This is a genomic window from Micromonospora sp. WMMA1949 (assembly GCF_027460145.1).
Taxonomy (GTDB): domain Bacteria; phylum Actinomycetota; class Actinomycetes; order Mycobacteriales; family Micromonosporaceae; genus Micromonospora.
In genome coordinates, this window is record NZ_JAPZBG010000001.1 from 4,342,141 (window position 1) to 4,364,658 (window position 22,518).

Here is a 22,518-nt window from a genome sequence, read left to right on the forward strand (position 1 = left end):
CCTCATTGGAAATTCTCGCGCTGGGGCGCCGGACGTGCCGGTAGAGTCGCCCGGTCCAGCACGTCGTGGCTGCGGAAGGAGGGTAACGGCGTGGGCTCGGTCACCGCCACTGTGGCACCACCCACCGGCGCACACGTTACCCCATGGTTTCGGACATTCGGCGCGATCGCGGCGGCCGGGTTCCGGCGGCACGCGACCTACCGGCAGGCCGCCGTGGCGGGGTTGTGCACCAACACCGTGTTCGGCTTCCTACGCTGCTACATCTTCCTCGCGGCGGCGGGCGCGACGGGCGTCGTGGCCGGCTACGACCGGGCACAGCTCGCCACCTTCGTCTGGGCCGGCCAGGGGCTGCTGGCGGTGATCGCCGTCTGGGGCTGGACCGATCTGGCGGACCGGATCCGTACCGGCGAGGTGGCCGCCGACCTGCTGCGGCCGGTGCATCCGGTGACCAGCTACCTCGCCACCGACCTGGGCCGGGCCGGGTTCGCGTCGCTGGTCCGGCTGGTGCCGCCGCTGGTGATCGGCCCGTTCTTCTTCGCGGTGTACGTGCCCCGGCACTGGGCCACGGTGCCGCTGTTCCTGCTCTCCGCGCTGCTCGCGGTGGTGGTCTGCTTCGGCTGCCGCTACCTGGTCAACGCGACCGCGTACTGGCTGCAGGACGTCCGGGGCCCGATGATCCTGTGGACGCTTGGCTCCGGCGTGCTGGCCGGCCTCTACTTCCCGCTGGGCTTCCTGCCCGGCCCGCTGGAGGCGGTCCTGCGGTACGCCACCCCGTTCCCCAGCATCCTCCAGGTGCCGCTGGACGTGCTCGTCGAGCGGGAGCCGATGGCCACCGGCCTCACCCTGGTCGGCGTGCAGGCCGTCTGGGCGGTGCTGCTGCTGGCGCTGTGCCGGCTGGTGCAGAGTCGCGCCGAGCGCCGTCTGGTGGTCCAGGGTGGCTGAGCGCGGCAGCGCCCCCAGGGTGGCTGAGCGCGGCAGCGCGCCCAGGGTGGCTGATCTGGCTGAACTGCGCGCGTACCGGGCGTTGCTCGGTGCGCAGGCGCGCTCGCAGGCCGCGTACCGCACCTCGTTCGTGGTGGACCTGGTCGGCAACGTGGGCGCCACCGTGTTCGACGTGGTCACCGTCCTGGTGATCTTCGGCGTGACGCGGGAGCTGGGCGGGTTCACGCTGCGCGAGACGCTCGTCGTGGTCGGCCTGTCGTCGTGCGGCTTCGCCACCGCCGACCTGCTGGTCGGCAACATCGAACGGCTTCCCCGGTACGTGCGCACCGGCCTCTTCGACGCCGTGCTGGTACGCCCGCTCGGGGCGCTGCCGCAGCTGCTGCTGATGGACCTGCCGCTGCGCAAGCTGTCCCGGGCCGTGTTCGGGCTGGCGGTGCTGCTGTTCGCGCTGGCCTCGGCGGGGATCGACTGGACACCGGCCCGGGTGGCGCTGGCAGTCGTCGCGCCGCCGGCGGCAGTGGTCTTCTTCGGCTCGGTCTTCGTGCTGACCGCCACCGTGTCGTTCTACTGGGTCGACTCGGGCGAGCTGGCGAACGCGGTCACCTACGGCGGGCGGGACTTCACCTCGTACCCCGTCACCGTGTACGGCGGGTGGTTCCGCGCGCTGTTCGCGTACGGGATGGGGTTCGCCTTTGTCAGCTACCACCCGGCGCTGGCGTTGCTGGGCCGCGCCGACCCGCTCGGCCTGCCGCAGTGGGCGGGCTGGGCCGCGCCGGGCGTCGCGGTGGTCGCCGCCGCGCTGGCCGCCCTGGCCTGGCGCGTCGGGGTCCGTCACTACCGGAGTACGGGGTCATGAGCGTCATCGAGATGGACGGTCTGCGCAAGGAGTTCACGGTCCGGGTGAAGGCCGGGCCGCTGCGGCGGGAGAAGCGGACGGTGACCGCCGTCGACGGGGTGGACCTGCGGGTGGAGCGCGGCGAGATGCTCGGCTACATCGGCCCGAACGGCGCCGGGAAGTCGACCACGCTGAAGATGCTGACCGGCGTGCTGACGCCGTCGGCGGGGCGGGCCCGGGTGTGCGGGCTGCGCCCGGTGGCCGACCGGACCCGGCTGGCGCTGCGCATCGGGGTGGTGTTCGGGCAGCGCTCGCAGCTCTGGTGGGACCTGCCGCTGCGGGACTCGTTCGACCTGCTGCGCCACGTCTACCGGGTGCCGGCCGGCGAGCACGCGGCCCGGCTGGCCCGCTGCCGGGACCTGCTCGACCTGGACGGGTTCCTGGACACCCCGGTCCGGCAGCTCTCGCTGGGTCAGCGGATGCGCGGCGAGCTGACCGCGGCGCTGCTGCACGGCCCGGAGGTGCTGTTCCTGGACGAGCCGACGATCGGCCTGGACGTGGTCAGCAAGCAGGCGGTACGCGGCTTCCTGGCCGAGCTGGGCCGGGCCGGGGACACCACGCTCGTGCTCACCACGCACGACCTGGCCGACATCGAGCGGTTGTGCCGGCGGCTCGCGGTGATCGACCACGGGCGGGTGGTGCACGACGGGTCGATCGCGGAGCTGCACCGCCGGTACGGCTCGCGCCGGATGGTGGTCGCCGAGCTGGACGCGGCGCTGCCCGAGCCGCCGGTGCTGCCCGGCGCGCCGGTGCAGCGGGTGGAGGCGGACGGGCGGCGGCTGGTCTTCGCGCTGGAACGGGCGAGCGTCGCCGAGGTGGTGGCCGGGCTGGCCGGCCTGACCACGCTGCGGGACATCTCGATCGTGGAGCCGGACATCGAGGAGGTGGTGACGCGGCTCTACCGCGCCCCGGCCGGGCCGTCCGCCGTCACGGGTGCTCCATGACGAGTACGGCGAACGTGCCCGGGGCCAGCGCCTCGTAGCGGTGCGGGGTGTCGCCCGGGAAGGTGGCGTAGTCGCCCGGTTCCAGCTCGACCAGGTCGGTCTCGGGGCCGACGCGCATCCGGCCGGCGGCGACGACGACGTGCTCGACGCTGCGCGGGGTGTGCGCCTCGGCGGTCCGTACCGCGCCGGGTTCCAGCTCCATCACGTAGACGTCCCGCCGGGCGTGCGGCGCTCCGGCGGCGAGCAGGGTGGCGGAGAAGTCGGCGTGCTCGGACCGGATCCTCGGCCCCTGCCCGGCCCGTACCACCCGGACGGCGGCGGTGGGCGGTTCGACCAGGCGGCTGAACGGTACGTCGAGCGCCACGCCGAGCGCCCAGAGCGTCTCGACGCTGGGGTTGCCGGACCCGGACTCCAGCTGGGACAGGGTGGACTTGGCGATCCCGGCGCGGCGGGCCAGCTCGGTGAGCGACAGGCCCGCCCGTTCGCGCTCGCGGCGCAGCGCGGCTGCGATGGTGGCGAGTGGGGGAGCGGGGTCGATCGCCATGTGTTCGCTCCATCGGTCGTTTTGTTCGGTTTGACGAACCAGCGGGCTCCCGTTCAGGATAATGGACATGCGTACGGCATACCGAACGGGCGACGCCCGGGTGCTCCGCGACGTCGCCGCCATCGGCGCGGCGATGCTCGCCGTGGGCGCGTCGTTCGGTGCCGTGGCGGTGGCCGCCGGCCTGCCCGTCTGGGCCACGCTCGCCATGTCCGCCGTCGTCTACGCCGGTGGCGCCCAGTTCATGGCCGTGGGCCTCGTCGCGGTCGGCAGCCCGCTCGCGGCGGTCTTCGCCGGCCTGCTCCTCAACGCCCGGCACCTGCCGTTCGGCTTGGCCCTCGGTGGCGCGCTCGGCACCCGCCGCTGGCAGCGGCTGCTCGGCAGCCACCTGATGACCGACGAGGCGACCGCGTTCGCGCTGGCCCGCCCGGCCGGCCCGCAGCGGCGGCGGGCGTTCTGGCTGGCCGGGGTGCTGCTGTTCCTGGCCTGGAACGCCGGTACCGCGCTCGGCGTGCTGGCCGGCGGCGCGGCCGGCGACCCGGCGGCGTTAGGACTCGACGCCGCCTTCCCGGCCGGGCTGGCCGCCCTGCTGCTGCCCAGCCTGCGCGACCGGGAGACGCGCCGGGTGGCGCTCCTCGGCGCCGGCCTCGCCGTGCTGGCGACACCGCTGCTGCCGGCCGGGCTGCCGGTGCTGCTCGCGCTCGCCGCGCTGGCCCTGCCGCTGCTGGCCCGCCGCCGCTCACCCATCCCGCCGGGCGACCCGGACGCCGCGCCGGATGGTGACCCCGGCCGCGTGCGCGACGGCGGCCCGGTCGCCGTGCCGGCCGGTTCCGGCGCTGCGCCGGACGGCATCGGCGGACCGATGGACGCCGGTGGGGCGAGGCGCCAGGTGAGCGCCGGGGAGGGCTCGTGCTGATCGCCGTGATCCTCGCCCTGGCCGCCGGCACCTACGGCTTCCGGGTCGCCGGGGTGCTGCTGCGGGACCGGCTGGACCTGCCCGAGTGGGCCCGGCACCTGTTGCCGGTCGGCGCCGCCACGCTGCTGGCCGCGCTCGCCGCCACCGCAGCGCTCACCGAGGCCGGTGGCTTCGCCGGTTACGCCCGGCCCGCCGGGGTGCTGGTCGGCCTGGTGCTCGCCTGGCGGCGGGCGCCGTTCGTGCTGGTCGTGGTCGCGGCGGCGGCCACCACCGCGGTGCTGCGCCTGCTCGGCGTGGCCTGACGCCGGCCCGGCACGAGAACGGCCCCGCACCGCCGGGGCGGGGAGGGGCCGATTCGGAGCCGGTCCGGTCAGACCTTGTCGCCGATGTTCACGCGGGGCGCGGGCGCGCGCATCCGGCGGAACGTGATCGACCGCATGATCGCGTAGAAGTAGAGCGAGCCGAGCTTCTCGGTGCTCTTCGGGAAGCGCTCGCGGACCAGCCGCTTGATCTTCCGGGAGATCAGGATCGAGTCGATCAGCACGCCGAGGGCCAGCGCGCCCCAGAGCACGTTCGACAGCAGCCGCACGATCGGCGGCATGGCCTGGTTGGAGCCGAACAGCACGATCAGCGCGCCACCGAAGAACCAGGTGCCGATCGTCCGCCGGGAGTCGACCACGTTGCGGGCCAGCAGCCGCTCGGGGCCCCGGTCACGCGGGCCGCCCTCGCGGCGGAACTCGGCGGCGGCCTCGGCGCGCGCGGCGCGGCGCTGCGCGCGGGCCTCCTCCTTGGTCAGCGGCTTGGCCGGCGCGGTCGGCCGGCGACCCGCGACCGGGCGCTTCGGCGTGACCTGCCCGAGTTCCTTCTTGCTGGGCGTGTAGCCCCGCGGACGGGCGGCGGCGGACTCCTCGTCGGTCGTCACCGTGGTGACGGACTCCTCGACGAGGTCGGCGGACTTGCGGCGAAACAGCGACGGCACGCGGCAAGGGTAGCCAACCGGCCGCGCCCGGTGCACATCACGGGTGCACCGGGCGCGGACGGTCGAGTGAACGGGACGGTCAGGGACGCTCGACGTGCGCGCCGAGGTCGGCCAGCTTGGCCTCGAAGTCCTCGTAGCCGCGGTTGATCAGGTCCACGCCGTACACCCGGGAGGTGCCCTCGGCGGCGAGCGCCGCGATCAGGTGGCTGAACCCGGCCCGCAGGTCCGGGATGACCAGGTCGGCCGCGTGCAGCTTGCTCGGCCCGGCGATGACCGCGGAGTGCTTGAAGTTGCGCCGGCCGAAGCGGCACGGGGTGCCGCCGAGGCAGTCCCGGTAGACCTGGATGTTGGCACCCATCGTGTTCAGCGCCTCGGTGTAGCCCAGCCGCTGCTCGTAGACCGTCTCGTGGACGATCGACAGGCCCCGCGCCTGGGTGAGCGCGACCACCAGCGGCTGCTGCCAGTCGGTCATGAAACCGGGGTGCACGTCGGTCTCCAGCGCGACCGCGTTCAGCTCGCCGCCCGGGTGCCAGAACCGGATGCCGCCCTCCTGGCCCGGGCTGCCGCCGCGCGGCGGACGCAGGTCGGTGACCTCGTACTCGCCGCCGACCGACCGGAAGATGTTCAGGAAGGTCATCATGTCGGCCTGCTGGGCGCCAAGCACCTCGACGTGCCCGCGGGTGGCCAGCGCCGCCGCCGCCCAGCTGGCCGCCTCGATCCGGTCCGGGATCGGCCGGTGGGTGTAGCCGTGCAGCTTCTTGACGCCCTGGATCTCGATCACCCGGTCGGTGTGGACCTTGATGATCGCGCCCATCTTCTGCAGCACGCAGATGAGGTCGATGATCTCCGGCTCGACGGCCGCGTTGCGCAGCTCGGTGACGCCCTCGGCCATCACCGCGGTGAGCAGCACCTGCTCGGTGGCGCCCACGCTCGGGTACGGCAGCGCGAACTTCGTGCCGTGCAGCCCGTTCGGCGCGGACAGGTGCAGACCCTCCGGGGTCTTCTCGACGGTGGCGCCGAACTCGCGCAGCGCCTGGAGGTGGAAGTCGATCGGGCGCGGGCCGATGTGGCAGCCGCCCAGGTCGGGGATGAAGGCGTGGCCGAGCCGGTGCAGCAGCGGGCCGCAGAACAGGATCGGAATCCGGCTGGACCCGGCGTGCACGTTGATCTGGTCGGTGCTGGCGCTCTCGACGTTCGACGGGTCGAAGACGAGCTCGCCCTCCTCGTCGCCGTCGCTGACCTTGACGCCGTGCAGGCCGAGCAGACCGCGGACCACCTCGACGTCACGGATACGCGGCACGTCGAACAACCGGCTGGGTGTGTCGCCCAGCAGGGCGGCCACCATCGCCTTGGACACCAGGTTCTTCGCGCCGCGCACGCGGATCCGCCCTTCAAGCGGAGTGCCTCCGTGTACGACCAGGACGTCGTCGGTCAACGCAACCTCCAGCGCGTTGGGTGCTGCCGTGTCTAGTGATGGGTGCACGAAGTTCATCGCTACCCGGAACGCGGTCATGGGAAAACGGGCCGCGTGTGTCGTCGCCCCGGCAGCATAGCCCTCCGTGACGGGAATGGAATCGGTCACATCGCCAGCGAGGGCACGAACCGGGGTGCCAGGCGCGTTTCCGTGCCAGCGGCGTCACCGACGGTGATCAAGCTCCCGGAAGGGCGAGCATCTGGTCCAGCGCCGACCGGGCGTGTCGGGCGGTCTCCGGATCGACGGTGATCTGGTTGACCACGCGGCCCGCGACCAGCTCCTCCAGCGCCCAGACCAGGTGCGGCAGGTCGATCCGGTTCATCGTCGAGCAGTAGCAGACCGCCCGGTCGAGGAACATGATCTGCTTGTCCGGGTGGGCCAGGGCGAGCCGGCGTACCAGGTTCAGCTCGGTGCCCACCGCCCACGCCGAGCCGGCCGGTGCCGCCTCGATGGTCCTGATGATGAACTCGGTCGAGCCGACCAGGTCGGCGGCGTTCACCACCTCGTGGCGGCACTCCGGGTGCACCAGCACGTTCACGCCCGGCACCCGCTCGCGGACGTCGTTGACGCTCTCGAGCGTGAAGCGGCCGTGCACCGAGCAGTGGCCGCGCCACAGGATCATCTTCGCGTCCCGCAGCTGCTCCGCGGTCAGCCCGCCGTTCGGCTTGTGCGGGTCGTAGAGCACGCAGTCGTCGAGCGAGAAGCCCATCTCCAGCACCGCGGTGTTGCGGCCGAGGTGCTGGTCGGGCAGGAACAGCACCTTGCGGCCCTGCTCGAAGGCCCAGTCCAGGGCCCGCTTGGCGTTCGACGAGGTGCAGACCACGCCGCCGTTGCGGCCGACGAAGCCCTTGATGTCGGCCGAGGAGTTCATGTACGTCACCGGCACGGTCTCGGCCGCGATGCCCAGGTCGGTGAGCGTGTCCCACGCGGCCTCGACCTGCGACAGCACCGCCATGTCGGCCATCGAGCAGCCGGCGGCGAGGTCGGGCAGGATCACCTTCTGCGCGTCCGAGGTGAGGATGTCCGCGCTCTCGGCCATGAAGTGCACGCCGCAGAAGACGATGTACTCCGCGTCCGGGCGGGCCGCCGCCTCCCGGGCCAGCTTGAACGAGTCGCCCGTCACGTCGGCGAACTGGATCACCTCGTCGCGCTGGTAGTGGTGGCCCAGGACGAACACCTTCGTGCCGAGCGCGGCCTTCGCGGCGGCGGCGCGGGCCACCAGGTCGGGGTCGCTCGGCGCGGGGAGATCACCCGGACACTCCACGCCACGTTCGGTGGCGGGGTCGCTGCCGCGGCCGAGGAGCAGCAGCGCCGTGGCGGTGTTGGACGGCTCAACCCAGGTCGAAGTCACGACCCCATGGTCCCACAGCGCGACCACCGCGCAGCCGTCCCCGATGTGGCCTGCCACACTGCTGCGCATGCGCGTGCTGCTCTGCCCGGACAAGTTCGCCGGCACGCTGTCGGCCCCCGACGTGGCCGCCGCCGTGGCCGACGGCTGGCGTGACGTCGCCCCCGACGACGACCTGCTGGTCCGGCCACTCGCCGACGGCGGACCGGGGTTCGTCGAGGTGCTCGCCGGGGCACTCGGCGGGCGCCGGGTGCCGGTACCCACAGTCGACCCGCTGGGCCGCCCGGCCGCCGGTGAGATCCTGCTCACCGACGACGGCACGGCGTACCTGGAGAGCGCCCAGGCGTGCGGCCTGCACCTGCTCACCGCCGCCGAACGCGACCCGAAGGCCACCACCTCGTACGGGCTGGGGCTGCTCGTCGCCGCCGCGGTCGAGGCGGGCGCGCGCACGGTGGTGGTGGGGCTGGGCGGCTCGGCCACCAACGACGGCGGCGCCGGGATGCTCGTCCCGCTCGGCGTCACGCCGCTGGACGGCGCCGGCCGGGCCCTGCCGTACGGCGGCGCGGCGCTGGCCGAGGTGGCCGCGCTCGACGGCGAGCCCCGGCTGCGCGGCGCCACACTCGTCGCCGCCACCGACGTGGACAACCCGCTGCTCGGCCTGCACGGCGCGAGCAGCGTCTTCGGCCCGCAGAAGGGCGCCGACCGGGCCGACGTGCTGCTGCTGGACGCCGCGCTGACCCGCTGGGCGGAGGTGCTGGCCGACCGGCTGCCGGGGTGCCCACCCGGCCTGGGCGCGCTTCCCGGCGGCGGCGCGGCCGGTGGCCTCGGCGCCGCGGTGCTGGCGCTCGGCGGCCGGTGCGAGTCCGGCATCGGCCTGGTCACCCGCGCGGTCCGGCTGGACGCCGCGCTCGACGACGCCGACCTGGTGATCACCGGTGAGGGCTCGTTCGACCACCAGTCCCTGCGCGGCAAGGTGGTCGCCGGCGTGGCCGGGGCCGCCCGGGACCGGGGCGTGCCCTGCGTGGTGCTGGCGGGACGGGTGAGCACCGGACGGCGGGAGGCCGCCGCGGCCGGCGTGACCGAGGCGCACAGCCTGGTCGAGCACTTCGGCGGCGAGGAGCACGGGGGAGTGGACGCGGCGATGACCCGCCCGGGCGAGGGGCTGCGCGCGCTCGGCGCCCGCCTGGCGCGGCAGTGGAGCCGCTGACCGGTTCCGCTGGTCACGCCGCCGGGTGGTGACGCCGGAGGCGGCGTACGATCGAAAGACGGACCACACCGGGAATCACTGGCGGACGTGCGGCGTTGGCCAGGACGTCCGGACCTCATACCGCGCAGGGAGACTTCCACGTGACCACGCCAGCGCAGACCGAGTCGACCGAGGCCAAGGCCCCCAGCACCGTCGTCCTCACCGACGTCGCGGCGCAGAAGGTCAAGGCCCTGATCGAGCAGGAGGGCCGCGACGACCTGCGGCTCCGGGTCGCCGTGCAGCCGGGTGGCTGCTCCGGCCTGCGGTACCAGCTGTTCTTCGACGAGCGCTCGCTCGACGGTGACGTCGTCACCGACTACGACGGTGTCGAGGTCGTCGTCGACCGGATGAGCGCCCCCTACCTGACCGGCGCCACCATCGACTTCGCCGACCGGATCGACGCCCAGGGCTTCACCATCGACAACCCGAACGCGGGCAACTCCTGCGCCTGCGGCGACTCCTTCAGCTGAGTCGACGGACGACCGAAAGCGGCGGGCCGCCCCGATTGGGGCGGCCCGCCGCTTGTCGTACCCCGTGGGTGTGACGCCCGGTTGTGCGCTGATCGACCGGTTGGCCACCGACCGTCGTCCGTACGGCCCGGCGGCCGGTAGGCTGACCGCGCCGTGCTCCCGACCCCGAGGGCTGACATGAAGATCGCCGTGACCGGCTCGATCGCGACCGACCATCTGATGAGCTTCCCCGGCCGGTTCGCCGACCAACTCATCGCCGACCAGCTCGACAAGGTCTCGTTGTCCTTCCTCGTCGACGAGCTGGTGCTCCGGCGCGGCGGCACCGCGGCGAACATCGCCTTCGGCATGGCCCAGCTCGGGCTGCGCCCGGTGCTGCTGGGCGCGGTCGGCGCCGACTTCGCCGACTACCGCTCCTGGCTGGAGCGTCACGGCGTCGACTGCGACTCGGTACACGTCAGCGAGGTCGCGCACACGGCCCGCTTCGTCTGCACCACCGACACCGACATGTGCCAGATCGCCTCCTTCTACGCCGGGGCGATGAGCGAGGCCCGCAACATCGAGCTGGCCCCGGTGGCGCAGCGCCTCGGCGGGCTGGACCTGGTCCTGGTCAGCGCCAACGACCCGGCCGCGATGATCAGGCACTCCGGCGAGTGCCGGGACCGCGGCTACTCCTTCGTCGCCGACCCGTCGCAGCAGCTCGCCCGGATGGACGGCGCGGACGTGCTCGGCCTGGTCGAGGGCGCCGACTACCTGATGACGAACGAGTACGAGAAGTCGCTGCTGCAGAGCAAGGCCGGCCTGACCGACGAGCAGCTGCTGGACCAGGTCAAGGTGCGGGTCACCACCCTGGGCAAGGACGGTGTGGAGATCGCGGGCCGGGACGTCGGCACGATCCGGGTGCCGATCGCGCGGGAGATCGAGGCGGTCGACCCGACAGGCGTCGGCGACGGCTTCCGGGCCGGTTTCTTCGCCGCGCTCGACTGGGGCGTCGGCCTGGAACGCGCGGCCCAGGTCGGCTGCCTGCTGGCCACGCTGGTGCTGGAGAACTTCGGCGGCCAGGAGTACGAGGTCCGCCGGGACCTGTTCGTGAAGCGACTCGCCGAGTCGTACGGTGACGCGGCCGCCGAGGACGTCCGGCCGCACCTGCTGTGACCGCCCCGGCCGGCGGGGTGGACCCGGAGGTCCGCCCCGGCTCCGGCGGGCCCGTGCTGGTCGCGTTCGCCGGGCTGCCGGGCGTGGGCAAGACCACGCTCGCCGCCCGGGTCGGCGCCGCGCTACGCGCCCCGGTGCTGCCGGTCGATCCGGTCGAGCGGGCCCTGCACCGCTACGGCCTGACCGGCGACGTGCCCGGGATGGCCGCGTACGGCGCGGTCGCCGGGCTGGCCGAGGTGCAGCTCGGGCTCGGGCTCAGCGTGGTGGTCGACGCGGTGAACCCGGTCGCCAGCGCCCGGGGCCTCTGGCACGACGTGGCCGAACGGGCCGGCGTGCCGCTGCGGGTGATCGAGGTGCACTGCGGTGACGAGGAAGAGCACCGCCGCCGGGTCGAGGCACGCCCGCCCGAGGAGCACGGCACCTGGGAGCAGACGCTGCGCCGCCGCGCCGAGTACGAGCCGCTGATCGGCCCGCGCCTGGTGGTCGACACCGCCGTGTCGGCCGACCCGCTGCCCGGCATCCTCGCGTACCTGCGCTGAGCGCTGGGTGTTAAGAAGGGCCCCTTCCTCTACCTCAGGCGTTAACAAGGGGCCCTTCCTTACACCCGGACGTCGTAGGCGGGGCCGTCGTGCGCGGCGAGGAACTCGTGGCCGCGCATCCGGCACCACGCCGGGATGTCGACAGCCGCCGCCGGGTCGTCGGCCAGCACCCGCACCACCGCACCGGCCGGCAGACCGGGCACCAGCCGGGCGAGATTGATCACTGGTAGCGGGCAGCGCTGCCCCCGGCAGTCCAGCACCTCGTCCGGCTCGCTCCTCGCGCTCACAGGTCCGTCACCCCCGCCTCCGCCCGCAGGTCCGCCACGATCCCGGGCAACTCGTCCAGGAACCGCTCCACGTCCGCCTCGGTGGTCTCCCGGTGCAGCGACACCCGCACGTTGCCGTGCGACAGCACCCCCATCGCCTCCAGCACGTGTGACGGGCGCAACGTCGACGACGTGCACGACGAGCCGGAGGACACCGCGAACCCGCGCCGGTCCAGCGCGTGCAGCAGCGCCTCGCCGTCGACGTACAGGCAGGAGAACGTCACCAGGTGCGGCAACCGGTCCACCGGGTCGCCGACCACCTCCACGTCCGGCACCTCGGCCGCGACCCGGGCCCGGATCCGGTCCACCAGCGGCCCCAGCCGGGCCGCCTCCGCCGCCGCGTCGGCCGCCGCCGCGCGCAGGCTCGCCGCCGCCGCGACCACCGCCGGCAGGTTCACCACCCCCGGGGTACGCCCCGACTCCCGCTCGTCGGCCGGGTACGGCGACTCCCACCGGGTGCCCTTGCGCACCACGAGCAGCCCGACGCCGGGCGGCCCGCCCCACTTGTGCGCGCTGGCGGTCAGCACCGACCAGCCCGACGGCAGCGGCACCCGGCCGGCCAGTTGCGCCGCGTCCACGTACAGCGGCACGCCCGCCTCGGCGCACAGCTGGGCCGCCGCGGGCACCGGCTGCACCGTGCCCACCTCGTGACTGGCCCCGATCAGTGCGGCGAGAGCCACGCCGGGCGCGGTCACCGCCGCCGCCCAGGCGTCCAGGTCCAGCCGGCCGAACCGGTCCACGGGTACGGACACCGCCGCGCCGCCTGAGGCCGTGTGCCGCTGCGCGGCGTGCAGCACCGCCGAGTGTTCGATCGCCGAGTGCACCAGCGTCGCCCCGGCCCGCCGCCGCCCGGCCAGGCCACCGAGCACGGCGGCGTGCGCTGCCGCCGTACCGCTGGGGGTGAAGGACAACTCGTCGGCGCGGACGCCGAGCGTCTGCGCGGCGGCCTCCCGCGCGGCGTCGAGGAGCTGACGGGCCCGGCGGGCCGGCGCGTACAGCCGGGCCGGGTCGGCCCAGCCGTCGTCCAGGGCGGCCAGCATCGCCTGCCGCGCGACCGGATGCAGCGGCGCCGCGCTGGCGGCGTCCAGGTAGACCGGGGAGACGCTCATGACGCTCCACGCTATCGCCCGGTTACGCCCAAGATCCCCCCGATGGGGGTGGACAGCGACCCCAAGACGGCCTGGCCGGTCATGGTCGAGTAATCTGCGACCGTCGGTGACGCCTTTGCCGTCGGTGTCAAAAGGAACAACCGCCGCGGCGCGCTAGGGAGGCAGGACCAGGTGGTCGCAAGGAGTTCGGAGGTACGGCGCTCGGCCGTACGGCACAGCGCTTCCCCGGGGGCCGGTGGACGCCGGCGGCGTGGTGCTGGTCGAATCGCCGGGCTCGGTCTCGGCGCGGCGGCGCTGCTTGTCTCGCTCACCGGCTGTGACGTCGGCAAGACGTTCGGCGGGTTCGGCTGGCCGCAGGGCGGCATCACGCCCGAGTCGCACCGCATGTATGACCTGTGGATCGCGTCCTGCATCGCGGCGCTCGCGGTCGGCGTGTTCGTGTGGGGGCTGATCTTCTGGTGCGTGGTCCGCTACCGCAAGCGCGGCAACGAGCTGCCGGTGCAGACCCGCTACAACCTGCCGATGGAGTTCCTCTACACCATCGCGCCGATCCTCGTGGTCTCCGTGCTCTTCTACTACACGGCGGTCGTGCAGACCGACGTGAACAAGGAGTCGAAGAACCCGGACGTCACCGTCGAGGTCGTCGCGTTCAAGTGGAACTGGCAGTTCAACTACCGCGACGGTCAGGGCCCGGAGGCCAACACCGTCGCCTCGGTGCTCGGCACCAGCGAGGTCATCCCGGTGCTGGTGCTGCCCAGCGGCCGCTCGATCCGCTTCGAGGAGACCAGCCGCGACGTCATCCACTCGTTCTGGGTGCCGGAGTTGCTGTTCAAGCGGGACGTCATGCCGGGCAACGTGCGGAACACGTTCGAGGTCTCCAGCATCGACCAGGAGGGCGCGTTCGTCGGCCGCTGCGCCGAGCTGTGCGGCAGCTACCACGCCTTCATGAACTTCGAGCTGCGGGTCGTGTCGCCGGAGAAGTACGACCAGTTCCTGGCGGCCAAGAAGGCCGGCAAGTCGACCCAGGAGGCGCTCGGCGCGATCGGTGAGGAAGAGTACGCCACCGAGACGAAGCCGTTCGACACCCGGCGCGACGTGAACAACTTCAACCCGTCCGACGCGTCGGCCGGCGCGGGAAGCTGAGGGGTTCGGCATGAAGACCGAGTGGAAGATCTTCCTGACCATCGCCACGTTCCTCCTCGGCGCGACGATCCTCTACGGCGCCTGGACGTACGCCGACAGCGGCGGTCACGTGGAGTGGATCGGCACTGTGGCGCTGCTGCTGTCCTTCCTGCTCTGCGCGATGTGCGGCGGCTTCTTCTGGTTCGTCTCCCGCCGTATCGACCTGCGCCCCGAGGACCGGCCGGACGGCGAGATCGCCGACGGCGCCGGTGAGGTCGGCTTCTTCAGCCCGGGCAGCTACTGGCCGTTCGGTCTGGCGCTGGCCGCCGCGATCGCCGGTCTCGGCCTGGTGTTCTGGCAGTTCTGGCTGCTGGGACTGGGCCTGGTGGCGGTCGTCTTCGCCACCTGCGGGCTGCTGTTCGAGTACTACTCGGGCACCCGCCGTACCGCCGAGCACTGACCCGAAGCACCGTCGCAGGCCCGCACCCCTCCCGGGGTAGCGGGCCTGCCGCTTTCCCCGCGCCTGCCTGCGGCACCCCCCGCGCCGTCCCCTGCGCCTGCCTGCGTCGATCATGAAGTTGACGGCACCGACGGTCCCTTTTGTCCCCGCCAACCTCATGATCACCGCCCGTCAGGTCGGCTTTTCGCTCTCCCGCTCCCCGTCGACGCGCACTACCCGGCTCACGCGCTCTCAGCTGTTCCATTCACTGAGAGCGCCGTTCCACCTGCCAGGACCACGAGAGATCTTGGTAGGAAAGTGCCCCTAAGGGGGCCATTTCCTACCAAGATCTCGCGCACCGCCTGGCTCGTCCCCGTAGCGCTCGCCCTCCACGCCCGACTCCTGAGGCCTCGCGCCCACCGCCCAGCGCGCCGGCCACTGCGCGCTCCCGCGCCCGGCCGGCCCCGTTGATCAAGGAGTTCGAGGCACTTTCGTGTATCGCCGGTGACCCAAACCCCTTGATCACTGCCTTGGACGGGGAGCACGCACCACCTGACGACCCCAGGCGGTGATCAAGGAGTTTGTGTCCCCTTGGACGACCGTGGGGGACACAAACTCCTTGATCACGAGCGGCGAGCGGGTGGGCTGTCGGGTGGGGAGGGGAGGGAGGGGAGGTCAGGCGGCCTGGGGGTGGGAGGGTCGGCGGGGTGCGCGGCGGCCGGACAGGCGCGTCGGGCGGAACGCGAACGTGGCGATCACCACTGCCGCGCCGCAACCGGTGCAGATCAGCTCCGGGCAGTCGGCGCCGTGCCCGTCACCGCACGGCGGCGCCTCGAACAGCACGACGCCCTCGCAGGTGTCACAGTGCAGCTCGCGGTCAGACACGGGTGGCTCCTCTCGCTCCGGGCACCGGTCGGGGCGGGGAGGCGCCGGCCGGTGGACCGAAAACGGATAGACCGAAGACGGAAAACAACTCCCGTGTAGTTTGGCACCCGGGTACGACAACACCCGCGCCAGGCTGCGGTCAGGCGGCCCGCGCCACCTCGAGCCAGCGCTCCAGCGCTGCCGCTGCGGCGCCCGAGTCGACCGCCTCGGCGGCCCGGTCCAGGTTGGTCCGCAACACCGCGTACAGGTCGCCGTCGAGCGGGCCCTGGGTGGCCAGCGCGACCGCCGCGTTCACCAGCACCGCGTCGCGCACCGGGCCGGTCTCACCGGCGAGCAGGCGGCGTACCACGTCGGCGTTGTAGACCGCGTCCCCGCCGCGCAGGTCGGCCAGGGTGGCCCGGGGCACCCCGAGCTCCGTCGCGTCCAGCACGGACTCGGTCACGGTGCCCTGCTGCGCCACCCAGACCCGGGTGGGCGCGCCGGTGCTGAACTCGTCCAGGCCGTCCTCGCCGCGTACCACGATCGCCGAGTCGCCCCGGGCCGCGAAGACGGCGGCCATGACCGGGGCCATCCGCCTGTCGAAGCAGCCGACGGCGCCCGCGCGGGGTCGCGCCGGGTTGGTCAGCGGGCCGAGGAAGTTGAACGCGGTGGGTACGCCGATCTCGCGCCGGACCGGGCCGGTGTGGCGCATGCCGGGGTGGAAGCGGGCGGCGAAGCAGAAGCCGATGCCGGCCTCGGTGACGCAGCGCGCCACCTGCTCGGGCTCCAGATCCAGCGGTACGCCGAGTTGCTCCAGCACGTCGGCGGTGCCGCAGGAGGAGGAGGCGGCCCGATTGCCGTGCTTGACCACGCGGACCCCGGCCCCGGCGACCACCAGCGCCGCCATGGTGGAGATGTTCACCGTGTGGGCGAGGTCGCCGCCGGTGCCGACCACGTCCAGCGCGCTCGCGCGGACGTCGTCGGGCAGGTGCACCGGCACCGCGCGGGTCAGCATGGTCTCGACCAGGCCGCCCAGCTCGGCGGGGGTCTCGCCCTTGGTGCGCAGCGCGACGGCGAAGCCGGCGATCTGGGCCGGGGTGGCCGAGCCGGCCATGATCTCGCCCATCGCCCACGCCGTGTCGGCGGTGGAGAGCTCCTCGCCGCGCAGCAGCGCGTTGAGCAGAAGCGGCCAGGTCCGTTCGCCCATGGCGGGCCTCCCGAGCGGCGTGAGGAAAGCGGTTGGGGCGCGCCACGGCCGCGTCGCCGTGGCGCGCGAAGGCCGGGGGATCAGGCCGCGGCGTGGGTGCGGCGCAGCAGCTCCGCCACGGTGCTGCCGGCCACGACCGGGTCCAGCGGGTGGGTCAGCGTGGCGTCCACCTCGGCGTACGCGGCCAGCCAGCGGTCGGCGGCGCGGGCCAGCACCACGCAGGTCGGCGGTGCGTCGTCCCGGTCGTCCTTGATCTGGCGGGCGATGCCGATGCCGCCGCCGGGGCTCGCCTCGCCGTCGAGCAGCATCAGGTCGATCTCGTAGTCGTCGACCAGCCGGATGCAGGCGTTGTACTCGTCGGCCTCGACGAACTCGATCTCGATCCCCGGTGCCGGCCGGGTGCCCACGGCGAGCCGCATCCGGTCGCGGACCTTCGGGTCGTCGCTGTAGAGCAGGACGGTGCAAAGACGATCGCTCATCGTGACGTGGCTCCCACCTCGTAGCTGCCCGCTGATCGTAGCGGTCGTCACATCCGGGCTGTCGCCCCGCCCGGTGGGGTCGGGGCGTACCCCGGAACGGGCCGTCAGGCGCTCGCCTCCGCGGCGCGCTGGCGGGCCTCCTGGCGGTCCAGTTCGCGGTCGAGCCGGCGGGCCTCGCGCTCGGACTGCTTCACCCACTGCACGACCAGGACGGCGAGCATGGTGACGCTGACGAACTCGCCGCCGGCCCACAGGATGCCGCCCGCGACCACCTGGTCGTTCCAGGGGTCGGACCAGGACAGGTTGAGCGACGGGTACCAGTCGCCGCCGAACAGCGTGGTGCTCTGCATGATGGTCAGGCCGAGGACCGTGTGGAACGGCACCGAGAGCAGCATGAGCAGCGCGCGGCCCGGGTACGGCCAGCGGCCGGGCAGCGGGTCCAGGCCGAGCAGCGGCCAGAAGAAGACGCAGCCGGTGGCGATGAAGTGCGCGTGGACCAGTTCGTGCGCCCACTCGTGGCGCAGGGTGAACTCGTAGAGGTCGGTGAAGTACAGCGCGAACGGGTTCACCACGAAGATGGCGAACGCCACAAGCGGGAAGCTGTAGATCCGGATCACCTTGCTGTGCACGATCGCGAGCAGCCGCTTGCGGGGCCGTGCCGGCAGCGTGCGCAGCGCCAGCGTCATCGGCGCGCCGAGCGCCAGGAAGATCGGCGCGATCATCGACAGCACCATGTGCTGCACCATGTGCACCGAGAGCAGGGCGGTGTCGTACGCGCCGAGGCCGGTGAGCGTGACCAGGGCGATGCCGCCGAGGCCGGGGCCGAGGAACGACACGGTACGGATGACCGGCCAGCGGTCGCCGCGCAGCCGCAGCCGGTGCACCCCGTAGAGGTAGAGGCCGGCGGCCAGGACGATGCCCAGCGTGAGCCAGCTGTCCAGCCGGGTCTCGGTGAACACCCGGGTCACGGTGAACGGCGGCGGGGCGCCCTCGCCTCCCGCCGCCAGCGTCGCCGGAACAGCCGAGGTGACGGCGAGGATCTGATCGACGTGCAGCACGCTTTTCAGGGTAGGTCAGGCGAAGCGGACCACCACGATCGGGCCACGGAAGGGCCAGGTTTGGCACCCCGCTGATCGTCGGTCCCGGTCAGGGGCAATAATGACCGCGTGACTGCGGCCCCAGCCATTGACAAGAGCCGGATCCACTCCCTGACCCGACCCAACATGGTCAGCGTCGGGACGATCGTGTGGCTCTCCAGCGAACTCATGTTCTTCGCGGCGCTGTTCGCGATGTACTTCTCCATCCGCGCGGCGGCGCCGGAGCAGTGGGAGAAGCACACCGAGGTGCTGAACATCCCGTACGCGACCACGTTCACGGTGATCCTGGTGCTCTCCTCGATCACCTGCCAGATCGGCGTGTTCGCGGCCGAGCGCGGTGACGTCCACGCTCTGCGCCGGTGGTTCACGATCACCTTCGTGATGGGTCTGATCTTCGTGCTCGGTCAGCTGAACGAGTACCGGACCCTGGTGCACGAGGGCGTGAAGATCAACGAAGACGGTTACGGGTCGATGTTCTACCTCACCACCGGCTTCCACGGTCTGCACGTGACCGGCGGTCTCATCGCCTTCGTGATCTTCATGGTCCGTACCACGATGGGCCGGTTCACCCCCGCCCAGGCGACCTCGGCGATCGTCGTGTCCTACTACTGGCACTTCGTGGACGTCGTGTGGATCGGGCTCTACGCCATGATCTACTGGCTCCAGTGATCTTGGCGCGTCACGAACCGCGCCGCTGCTCCGTCCCCTGAGACAAGGTCCAACCGGTTAAGGACACAGGTCATGACTTCTGACAACGACCGCCGACGCGGTCTGCTCGCGCGGCTGCGCGGGCGGCCCGTAGCGCGCAGCAGGGGCCGCCGCCGGCTGGGTGCCGCGGTCCGGCTGTTCGCCGCGCTGATGCTGGCCGGCGGTGCCTACACCGTCTTCGCCCCCGGCGTGCAGGCGCAGGACAACCCTCCGTTGACCGCCGCAGGCAACGAGGGTAAGGCGCTGTTCGACGTGAGCTGTGTGACCTGTCACGGTCGCAACGCCCAGGGCGTCGAGGGCCGCGGTCCGAGCCTGATCGGCGTCGGATCGGCCTCGGTGGAGTTCCAGGTCAGCAGCGGTCGCATGCCGATGGCCCGGCAGGAGGCCCAGGCCATGCGCAAGCCGCCGCAGTTCACCGACGAGCAGGTGCGCCAGCTCGGGCAGTACATCCAGGAGCTCGGCGGCGGCCCGGAGGTCCCCAACGGCGACCTGCGTGAGGGCGCCAACCTGTCCACCGGTGGTGAGCTGTTCCGGATCAACTGCTCGCAGTGCCACGCCTTCGGCGGTGGCGGCGGCGCGCTGTCCTCCGGCAAGTACGCGCCGAGCCTCGCGCCGGCCAGTGACCGGCAGATCTACGCCGCGATGCTGAGCGGCCCGCAGAACATGCCGGTGTTCGGCGACAACCAGATCACGCCCGAGGAGAAGGCGGACATCATCGCCTACATCCAGGAGACGCTGAAGCACGACGGTGACCCGGGCGGCTTCAACCTGGGCCGCTACGGCCCGTCGACCGAGGGTCTCGCGATCTTCCTGGTCGGCATCGTCGCGCTGGTCTTCGCGAGCCTGTGGATCGCGGGCAAGTCGTGACCGGACGGATCAATGCTTCCAGTGCTGTGGCGCCGACCCCCGGCGTCACCCGTAGCGAGGTGACGGCATGAGCACCCACACCGAGCACCAGGCCCCGCAGGGCCCGGAGCCGCTCGACGTGAACGACCCCCGGCTCTCCCGGTTCGACATCGTCCAGGAGGGTGCGCGGCGGGACGACATCGAGATCGTCCACTACGAGCCGCAGGTGGTCCCGGGCAGCAAGGCCGAGCGCCGGCTGACCCGTACGGTCGCCCTGATGTTCCTGCTGACCGGCGTCTTCGCCACCGCCTTCCTGGTGGTCTACATCTGGTGGCCGTGGCAGTGGGAGCCGGGTCGCGGTGGCGACAAGCTCTACACGCCGCTGCTCGGCGTGACGCTCGGCCTGGCCCTGCTGGGCATCGGTTTCGGCATCCTGACCTGGGGCAAGAAGCTGCTGCCCAAGGAGGTCTCGATCCAGGACCGGCACGACCAGGCCGACGATCCGGAGGGTCGCAAGATCACCGGTGAGACCATGCTCTACCTGGCCGACGAGATGGGCGTCCGTCGCCGGCCGCTGCTCGGCATCTCCCTGCTCGCCGGCCTGGCGCCGGTGGGCGCGGTGGCCGCGGCTCCACTGATCGGTGGCCTGATCGAGCAGCCGCACAAGAACAACCAGATGTTCACCACCGGCTTCCAGCCGGGCGAGGGCGGCAAGAAGATCCGGCTGATCCGTGAGGACGGCCGCCCGATCCGCCCGGCCGACGTCAGCGTCGGCGGCCAGCTCACCGTGTTCCCGGGCATCGACGGCGGCGTGAGCAACCTGCACGCCGACTCGCCCACCCTGCTCATCCACCTGCGGGAGGACGACGCGCAGAAGTCGCGCGCCGCGAACGAGCGCAAGGGCCACGGCGACTACATGTGGGGCAACTACGTCGCGTACTCCAAGATCTGTACGCACGCCGGCTGCCCGGCCAGCCTCTACGAGCAGCAGACCAACCGCCTGCTCTGCCCCTGCCACCAGTCCCAGTTCCTCATCACCGACAACGCCAAGCCGATCTTCGGCCCGGCGAACCGGCCGCTGCCGCAGCTGCCGATCGAGGTGGACGAGGAGGGCTTCTTCGTGGCGAAGTCCGACTACACCGAGACCATCGGTCCCGACTTCTGGGAGCGGCCATGAAGCGCCGAAAGTTTGATGCAGCAGCGCTGCCGGCCAAGAGCGCGCGGGCGGTGGACGACCGCTTCCAGGTGGCCACGCCCCTGCGCAGGCTGCTGAACAAGGTCTTCCCCGACCACTGGTCGTTCCTGCTCGGCGAGATCGCGCTGTTCTCGTTCATCGTCCTGCTGCTCACCGGCGTCTTCCTGACGTTCTTCTTCGAGCCGGCGATGACCGAGGTCATCTACAACGGCAGCTACGCCCCGCTGCGGGGCACGCCGATGTCGGCCGCCTACGCCTCCAGCTTGGACATCTCGTTCGATGTCCGCGGTGGTCTGATCATGCGGCAGATGCACCACTGGTCGGCCCTGCTGTTCATGGCCGCGATCGTGGTCCACATGCTGCGGGTCTTCTTCACCGGCGCGTTCCGCAAGCCGCGTGAGACCAACTGGATCATCGGCTCGCTGCTCTTCTGGGTCGGCTTCCTGGCCGGCTTCACCGGCTACTCGCTGCCGGACGACGGCCTGTCCGGCACCGGTCTGCGGATCGCCTCCGCGATCATCCTGTCGATCCCGGTGATCGGTTCCTGGGTCAGCTCGTCGATCTTCGGCGGTGAGTTCCCCGGCACCATCATCATCAGCCGCTTCTTCATCGCCCACGTGCTGCTCGTCCCGGGCCTGCTGGTGGCGCTGATCAGCGTCCACCTCGGCCTGGTGTTCAAGCAGAAGCACACCCAGTGGCCCGGCCCCGGCCGGACCAACTCCAACGTGGTCGGCGAGCGGATGTTCCCGCGCTACGCGCTCAAGCAGGGCGGCTTCTTCATGGTCGTCTTCGGCGTGATCGCGCTGCTGGGCGGCCTGTTCCAGATCAACCCGATCTGGCTGTTCGGCCCGTACGAGGCGTGGGTGGTCTCGGCCGCCAGCCAGCCCGACTGGTACGTCATGTTCCTCGACGGCTCGACCCGGCTCATGCCGGGCTGGGAGATCCACATCCCGATCGGCAACGGGTACGTCATTCCACCGTTGTTCTGGCCCACTGTGGTGCTACCCGGCATCCTGGTCGGTCTCTCGACGATGTACCCGTTCCTGGAGGCGCGCCGCCTCAAGGACTACAAGCACCACAACCTGCTCCAGCGGCCCCGGGACGTTCCGGCCCGGACCGCCGTGGGCGCCATGGCGCTCGCCTTCTACATCGTGCTGACCCTCTCCGGCGCCAACGACGTCATCGCGGACAAGTTCCACATCAGCCTGAACGCGATGACCTGGGCCGGCCGGATCGGCCTGCTGATCCTCCCGCCGATCGCGTACTACATCACGTACCGGATCTGCCTGGGGCTGCAGCAGCACGACCGCGAGGTGCTGGCCCACGGCGTGGAGACCGGCATCATCAAGCGGCTGCCCGACGGCCGGTTCGTCGAGGTCCACCAGCCGCTCACCTCGGCCGAGGGCCACGACGGTCACCCGCCGGCGCTGGACTACGTCGGCTGGGTGGTGCCGAAGAAGATGAACCGGCTCGGTGCCCTCGGCCCGGCGATCCGGGGCTTCTTCTACCCGATCGAGAAGCCGGCCGAGGCGCCGGTCTCGCCGGGACACCCGCCGGTCGAGGCCCGGCCGGAGCGGGAGGAGATCGGCAGCGGCGAGAGCCGTCGCTGACCCTCCCCGGTACGACTGACAGTGGCGCCCGCCGGATCATCCGGCGGGCGCCACTGCCGTTTCCGGCCCG

At 72.1% G+C, this 22,518-nt stretch carries 25 protein-coding genes; 15 read left to right on the forward strand and 10 right to left on the reverse strand.

What is annotated here, in order from left to right; all coding sequences use genetic code 11:
* Nucleotides 1-90: 90 nt before the first annotated feature.
* Genes O7607_RS20585 through O7607_RS20595 form a run of 3 tightly spaced genes read left to right on the forward strand, consistent with a single transcriptional unit; the run spans nucleotide 91 to nucleotide 2,781 of the window.
* The gene (locus tag O7607_RS20585) at nucleotides 91-942 is read left to right on the forward strand and encodes an ABC transporter permease (protein ID WP_269704811.1); all 852 of its coding nucleotides are present in this window, start codon (nucleotides 91-93) and stop codon (nucleotides 940-942) included.
* 55 nt (nucleotides 943-997) lie between these two features.
* Nucleotides 998-1,798, forward strand: coding sequence for an ABC transporter permease (locus tag O7607_RS20590; protein ID WP_269707041.1), 801 nt, complete (start codon nucleotides 998-1,000; stop codon nucleotides 1,796-1,798).
* Nucleotides 1,795-2,781, forward strand: a complete 987-nt coding sequence (locus tag O7607_RS20595; protein WP_269704812.1) for an ABC transporter ATP-binding protein — start codon at nucleotides 1,795-1,797, stop codon at nucleotides 2,779-2,781. Before O7607_RS20590 ends, O7607_RS20595 begins: the two co-directional genes overlap by 4 nt.
* Here O7607_RS20595 and O7607_RS20600 read toward each other — a convergent pair.
* Nucleotides 2,765-3,325, reverse strand: a complete 561-nt coding sequence (locus tag O7607_RS20600) for a helix-turn-helix domain-containing protein (protein WP_269704813.1) — start codon at nucleotides 3,323-3,325, stop codon at nucleotides 2,765-2,767. The genes O7607_RS20595 and O7607_RS20600 overlap by 17 nt on opposite strands.
* Nucleotides 3,326-3,392: 67 nt before the next feature.
* Here O7607_RS20600 and O7607_RS20605 point away from each other — a divergent pair, with 67 nt between their 5' ends.
* The gene (locus tag O7607_RS20605; RefSeq protein WP_269704814.1) at nucleotides 3,393-4,238 is read left to right on the forward strand and encodes an AzlC family ABC transporter permease; all 846 of its coding nucleotides are present in this window, start codon (nucleotides 3,393-3,395) and stop codon (nucleotides 4,236-4,238) included.
* On the forward strand, nucleotides 4,232-4,540 hold the full coding sequence (locus O7607_RS20610) for an AzlD domain-containing protein (RefSeq protein WP_269704815.1): 309 nt from the start codon (nucleotides 4,232-4,234) through the stop codon (nucleotides 4,538-4,540). Before O7607_RS20605 ends, O7607_RS20610 begins: the two co-directional genes overlap by 7 nt.
* Nucleotides 4,541-4,608: 68 nt before the next feature.
* Here the strand turns inward: O7607_RS20610 and O7607_RS20615 are convergent, their stop codons facing one another.
* From O7607_RS20615 to nadA, 3 genes are all read right to left on the reverse strand, one after another.
* Nucleotides 4,609-5,217: a DUF3043 domain-containing protein gene (locus O7607_RS20615; RefSeq protein ID WP_269704816.1), complete on the reverse strand. Its 609-nt coding sequence runs from the start codon at nucleotides 5,215-5,217 to the stop codon at nucleotides 4,609-4,611.
* Between the two features lie 79 nt (nucleotides 5,218-5,296).
* The gene (gene murA, locus O7607_RS20620; protein ID WP_332367314.1) at nucleotides 5,297-6,652 is read right to left on the reverse strand and encodes a UDP-N-acetylglucosamine 1-carboxyvinyltransferase; all 1,356 of its coding nucleotides are present in this window, start codon (nucleotides 6,650-6,652) and stop codon (nucleotides 5,297-5,299) included.
* Nucleotides 6,653-6,866: 214 nt separating this feature from the next.
* Entirely contained in the window at nucleotides 6,867-8,042 is a 1,176-nt protein-coding gene (gene nadA / locus O7607_RS20625) for a quinolinate synthase NadA (RefSeq protein ID WP_269704818.1), read from the reverse strand.
* A gap of 43 nt (nucleotides 8,043-8,085) precedes the next feature.
* Here nadA and O7607_RS20630 point away from each other — a divergent pair, with 43 nt between their 5' ends.
* The 4 genes from O7607_RS20630 to O7607_RS20645 all read left to right on the forward strand — a co-directional run bounded on the left by O7607_RS20630 (nucleotide 8,086) and on the right by O7607_RS20645 (nucleotide 11,446).
* Entirely contained in the window at nucleotides 8,086-9,246 is a 1,161-nt protein-coding gene (locus O7607_RS20630) for a glycerate kinase family protein (protein ID WP_269704819.1), read from the forward strand.
* 140 nt (nucleotides 9,247-9,386) lie between these two features.
* A complete protein-coding gene (gene erpA, locus O7607_RS20635) occupies nucleotides 9,387-9,755 on the forward strand; it encodes an iron-sulfur cluster insertion protein ErpA (protein ID WP_269704820.1) in 369 nt (122 codons plus the stop codon).
* A 177-nt stretch (nucleotides 9,756-9,932) separates the two neighbouring features.
* The gene (locus tag O7607_RS20640; protein ID WP_269704821.1) at nucleotides 9,933-10,907 is read left to right on the forward strand and encodes a carbohydrate kinase family protein; all 975 of its coding nucleotides are present in this window, start codon (nucleotides 9,933-9,935) and stop codon (nucleotides 10,905-10,907) included.
* A complete protein-coding gene (locus tag O7607_RS20645; RefSeq protein ID WP_269704822.1) occupies nucleotides 10,904-11,446 on the forward strand; it encodes an AAA family ATPase in 543 nt (180 codons plus the stop codon). Before O7607_RS20640 ends, O7607_RS20645 begins: the two co-directional genes overlap by 4 nt.
* Nucleotides 11,447-11,505: 59 nt before the next feature.
* Here O7607_RS20645 and O7607_RS20650 read toward each other — a convergent pair whose 3' ends face one another.
* Both O7607_RS20650 and O7607_RS20655 read right to left on the reverse strand, forming a co-directional pair.
* On the reverse strand, nucleotides 11,506-11,733 hold the full coding sequence (locus O7607_RS20650) for a sulfurtransferase TusA family protein (protein ID WP_269704823.1): 228 nt from the start codon (nucleotides 11,731-11,733) through the stop codon (nucleotides 11,506-11,508).
* Nucleotides 11,730-12,881, reverse strand: coding sequence for a cysteine desulfurase family protein (locus O7607_RS20655; RefSeq protein WP_269704824.1), 1,152 nt, complete (start codon nucleotides 12,879-12,881; stop codon nucleotides 11,730-11,732). Before O7607_RS20655 ends, O7607_RS20650 begins: the two co-directional genes overlap by 4 nt.
* Nucleotides 12,882-13,052: 171 nt before the next feature.
* On the opposite strand from O7607_RS20655, the gene ctaC reads away from it, so the two are divergent.
* Both ctaC and O7607_RS20665 read left to right on the forward strand, forming a co-directional pair.
* Nucleotides 13,053-14,024: an aa3-type cytochrome oxidase subunit II gene (gene ctaC / locus O7607_RS20660; protein ID WP_269704825.1), complete on the forward strand. Its 972-nt coding sequence runs from the start codon at nucleotides 13,053-13,055 to the stop codon at nucleotides 14,022-14,024.
* A gap of 10 nt (nucleotides 14,025-14,034) precedes the next feature.
* Nucleotides 14,035-14,463: a cytochrome c oxidase subunit 4 gene (locus O7607_RS20665; protein ID WP_091421051.1), complete on the forward strand. Its 429-nt coding sequence runs from the start codon at nucleotides 14,035-14,037 to the stop codon at nucleotides 14,461-14,463.
* Nucleotides 14,464-15,117: 654 nt separating this feature from the next.
* Here O7607_RS20665 and O7607_RS20670 read toward each other — a convergent pair.
* The 4 genes from O7607_RS20670 to O7607_RS20685 form a co-directional block, all read right to left on the reverse strand.
* Nucleotides 15,118-15,327, reverse strand: a complete 210-nt coding sequence (locus O7607_RS20670) for a hypothetical protein (protein WP_269704826.1) — start codon at nucleotides 15,325-15,327, stop codon at nucleotides 15,118-15,120.
* 139 nt (nucleotides 15,328-15,466) lie between these two features.
* Nucleotides 15,467-16,513 (reverse strand): anthranilate phosphoribosyltransferase, encoded by a 1,047-nt coding sequence (gene trpD / locus O7607_RS20675; protein ID WP_269704827.1) that lies wholly within the window; start codon nucleotides 16,511-16,513, stop codon nucleotides 15,467-15,469.
* Between the two features lie 80 nt (nucleotides 16,514-16,593).
* Nucleotides 16,594-16,992: a hypothetical protein gene (locus O7607_RS20680; protein WP_091421042.1), complete on the reverse strand. Its 399-nt coding sequence runs from the start codon at nucleotides 16,990-16,992 to the stop codon at nucleotides 16,594-16,596.
* A gap of 104 nt (nucleotides 16,993-17,096) precedes the next feature.
* Nucleotides 17,097-18,050, reverse strand: coding sequence for a cytochrome c oxidase assembly protein (locus O7607_RS20685; protein ID WP_433493883.1), 954 nt, complete (start codon nucleotides 18,048-18,050; stop codon nucleotides 17,097-17,099).
* Nucleotides 18,051-18,158: 108 nt separating this feature from the next.
* Between O7607_RS20685 and ctaE the strand changes: the two genes are divergently transcribed.
* The 4 genes from ctaE (at nucleotide 18,159) to qcrB (ending at nucleotide 22,448) form a co-directional block, all read left to right on the forward strand.
* Nucleotides 18,159-18,758 carry an aa3-type cytochrome oxidase subunit III gene (ctaE, locus tag O7607_RS20690; RefSeq protein ID WP_269704828.1) on the forward strand — a complete coding sequence of 200 codons (600 nt, stop codon included), beginning with the start codon at nucleotides 18,159-18,161 and terminating at the stop codon, nucleotides 18,756-18,758.
* Nucleotides 18,759-18,830: 72 nt separating this feature from the next.
* Nucleotides 18,831-19,664 carry a cytochrome bc1 complex diheme cytochrome c subunit gene (gene qcrC / locus O7607_RS20695; protein ID WP_269704829.1) on the forward strand — a complete coding sequence of 278 codons (834 nt, stop codon included), beginning with the start codon at nucleotides 18,831-18,833 and terminating at the stop codon, nucleotides 19,662-19,664.
* A 67-nt stretch (nucleotides 19,665-19,731) separates the two neighbouring features.
* A complete protein-coding gene (qcrA, locus tag O7607_RS20700) occupies nucleotides 19,732-20,820 on the forward strand; it encodes a cytochrome bc1 complex Rieske iron-sulfur subunit (protein WP_269704830.1) in 1,089 nt (362 codons plus the stop codon).
* Nucleotides 20,817-22,448 carry a cytochrome bc1 complex cytochrome b subunit gene (gene qcrB, locus O7607_RS20705; RefSeq protein ID WP_269704831.1) on the forward strand — a complete coding sequence of 544 codons (1,632 nt, stop codon included), beginning with the start codon at nucleotides 20,817-20,819 and terminating at the stop codon, nucleotides 22,446-22,448. The genes qcrA and qcrB overlap by 4 nt, the downstream gene beginning before the upstream one ends.
* The last annotated feature ends 70 nt before the right edge of the window (nucleotides 22,449-22,518 follow it).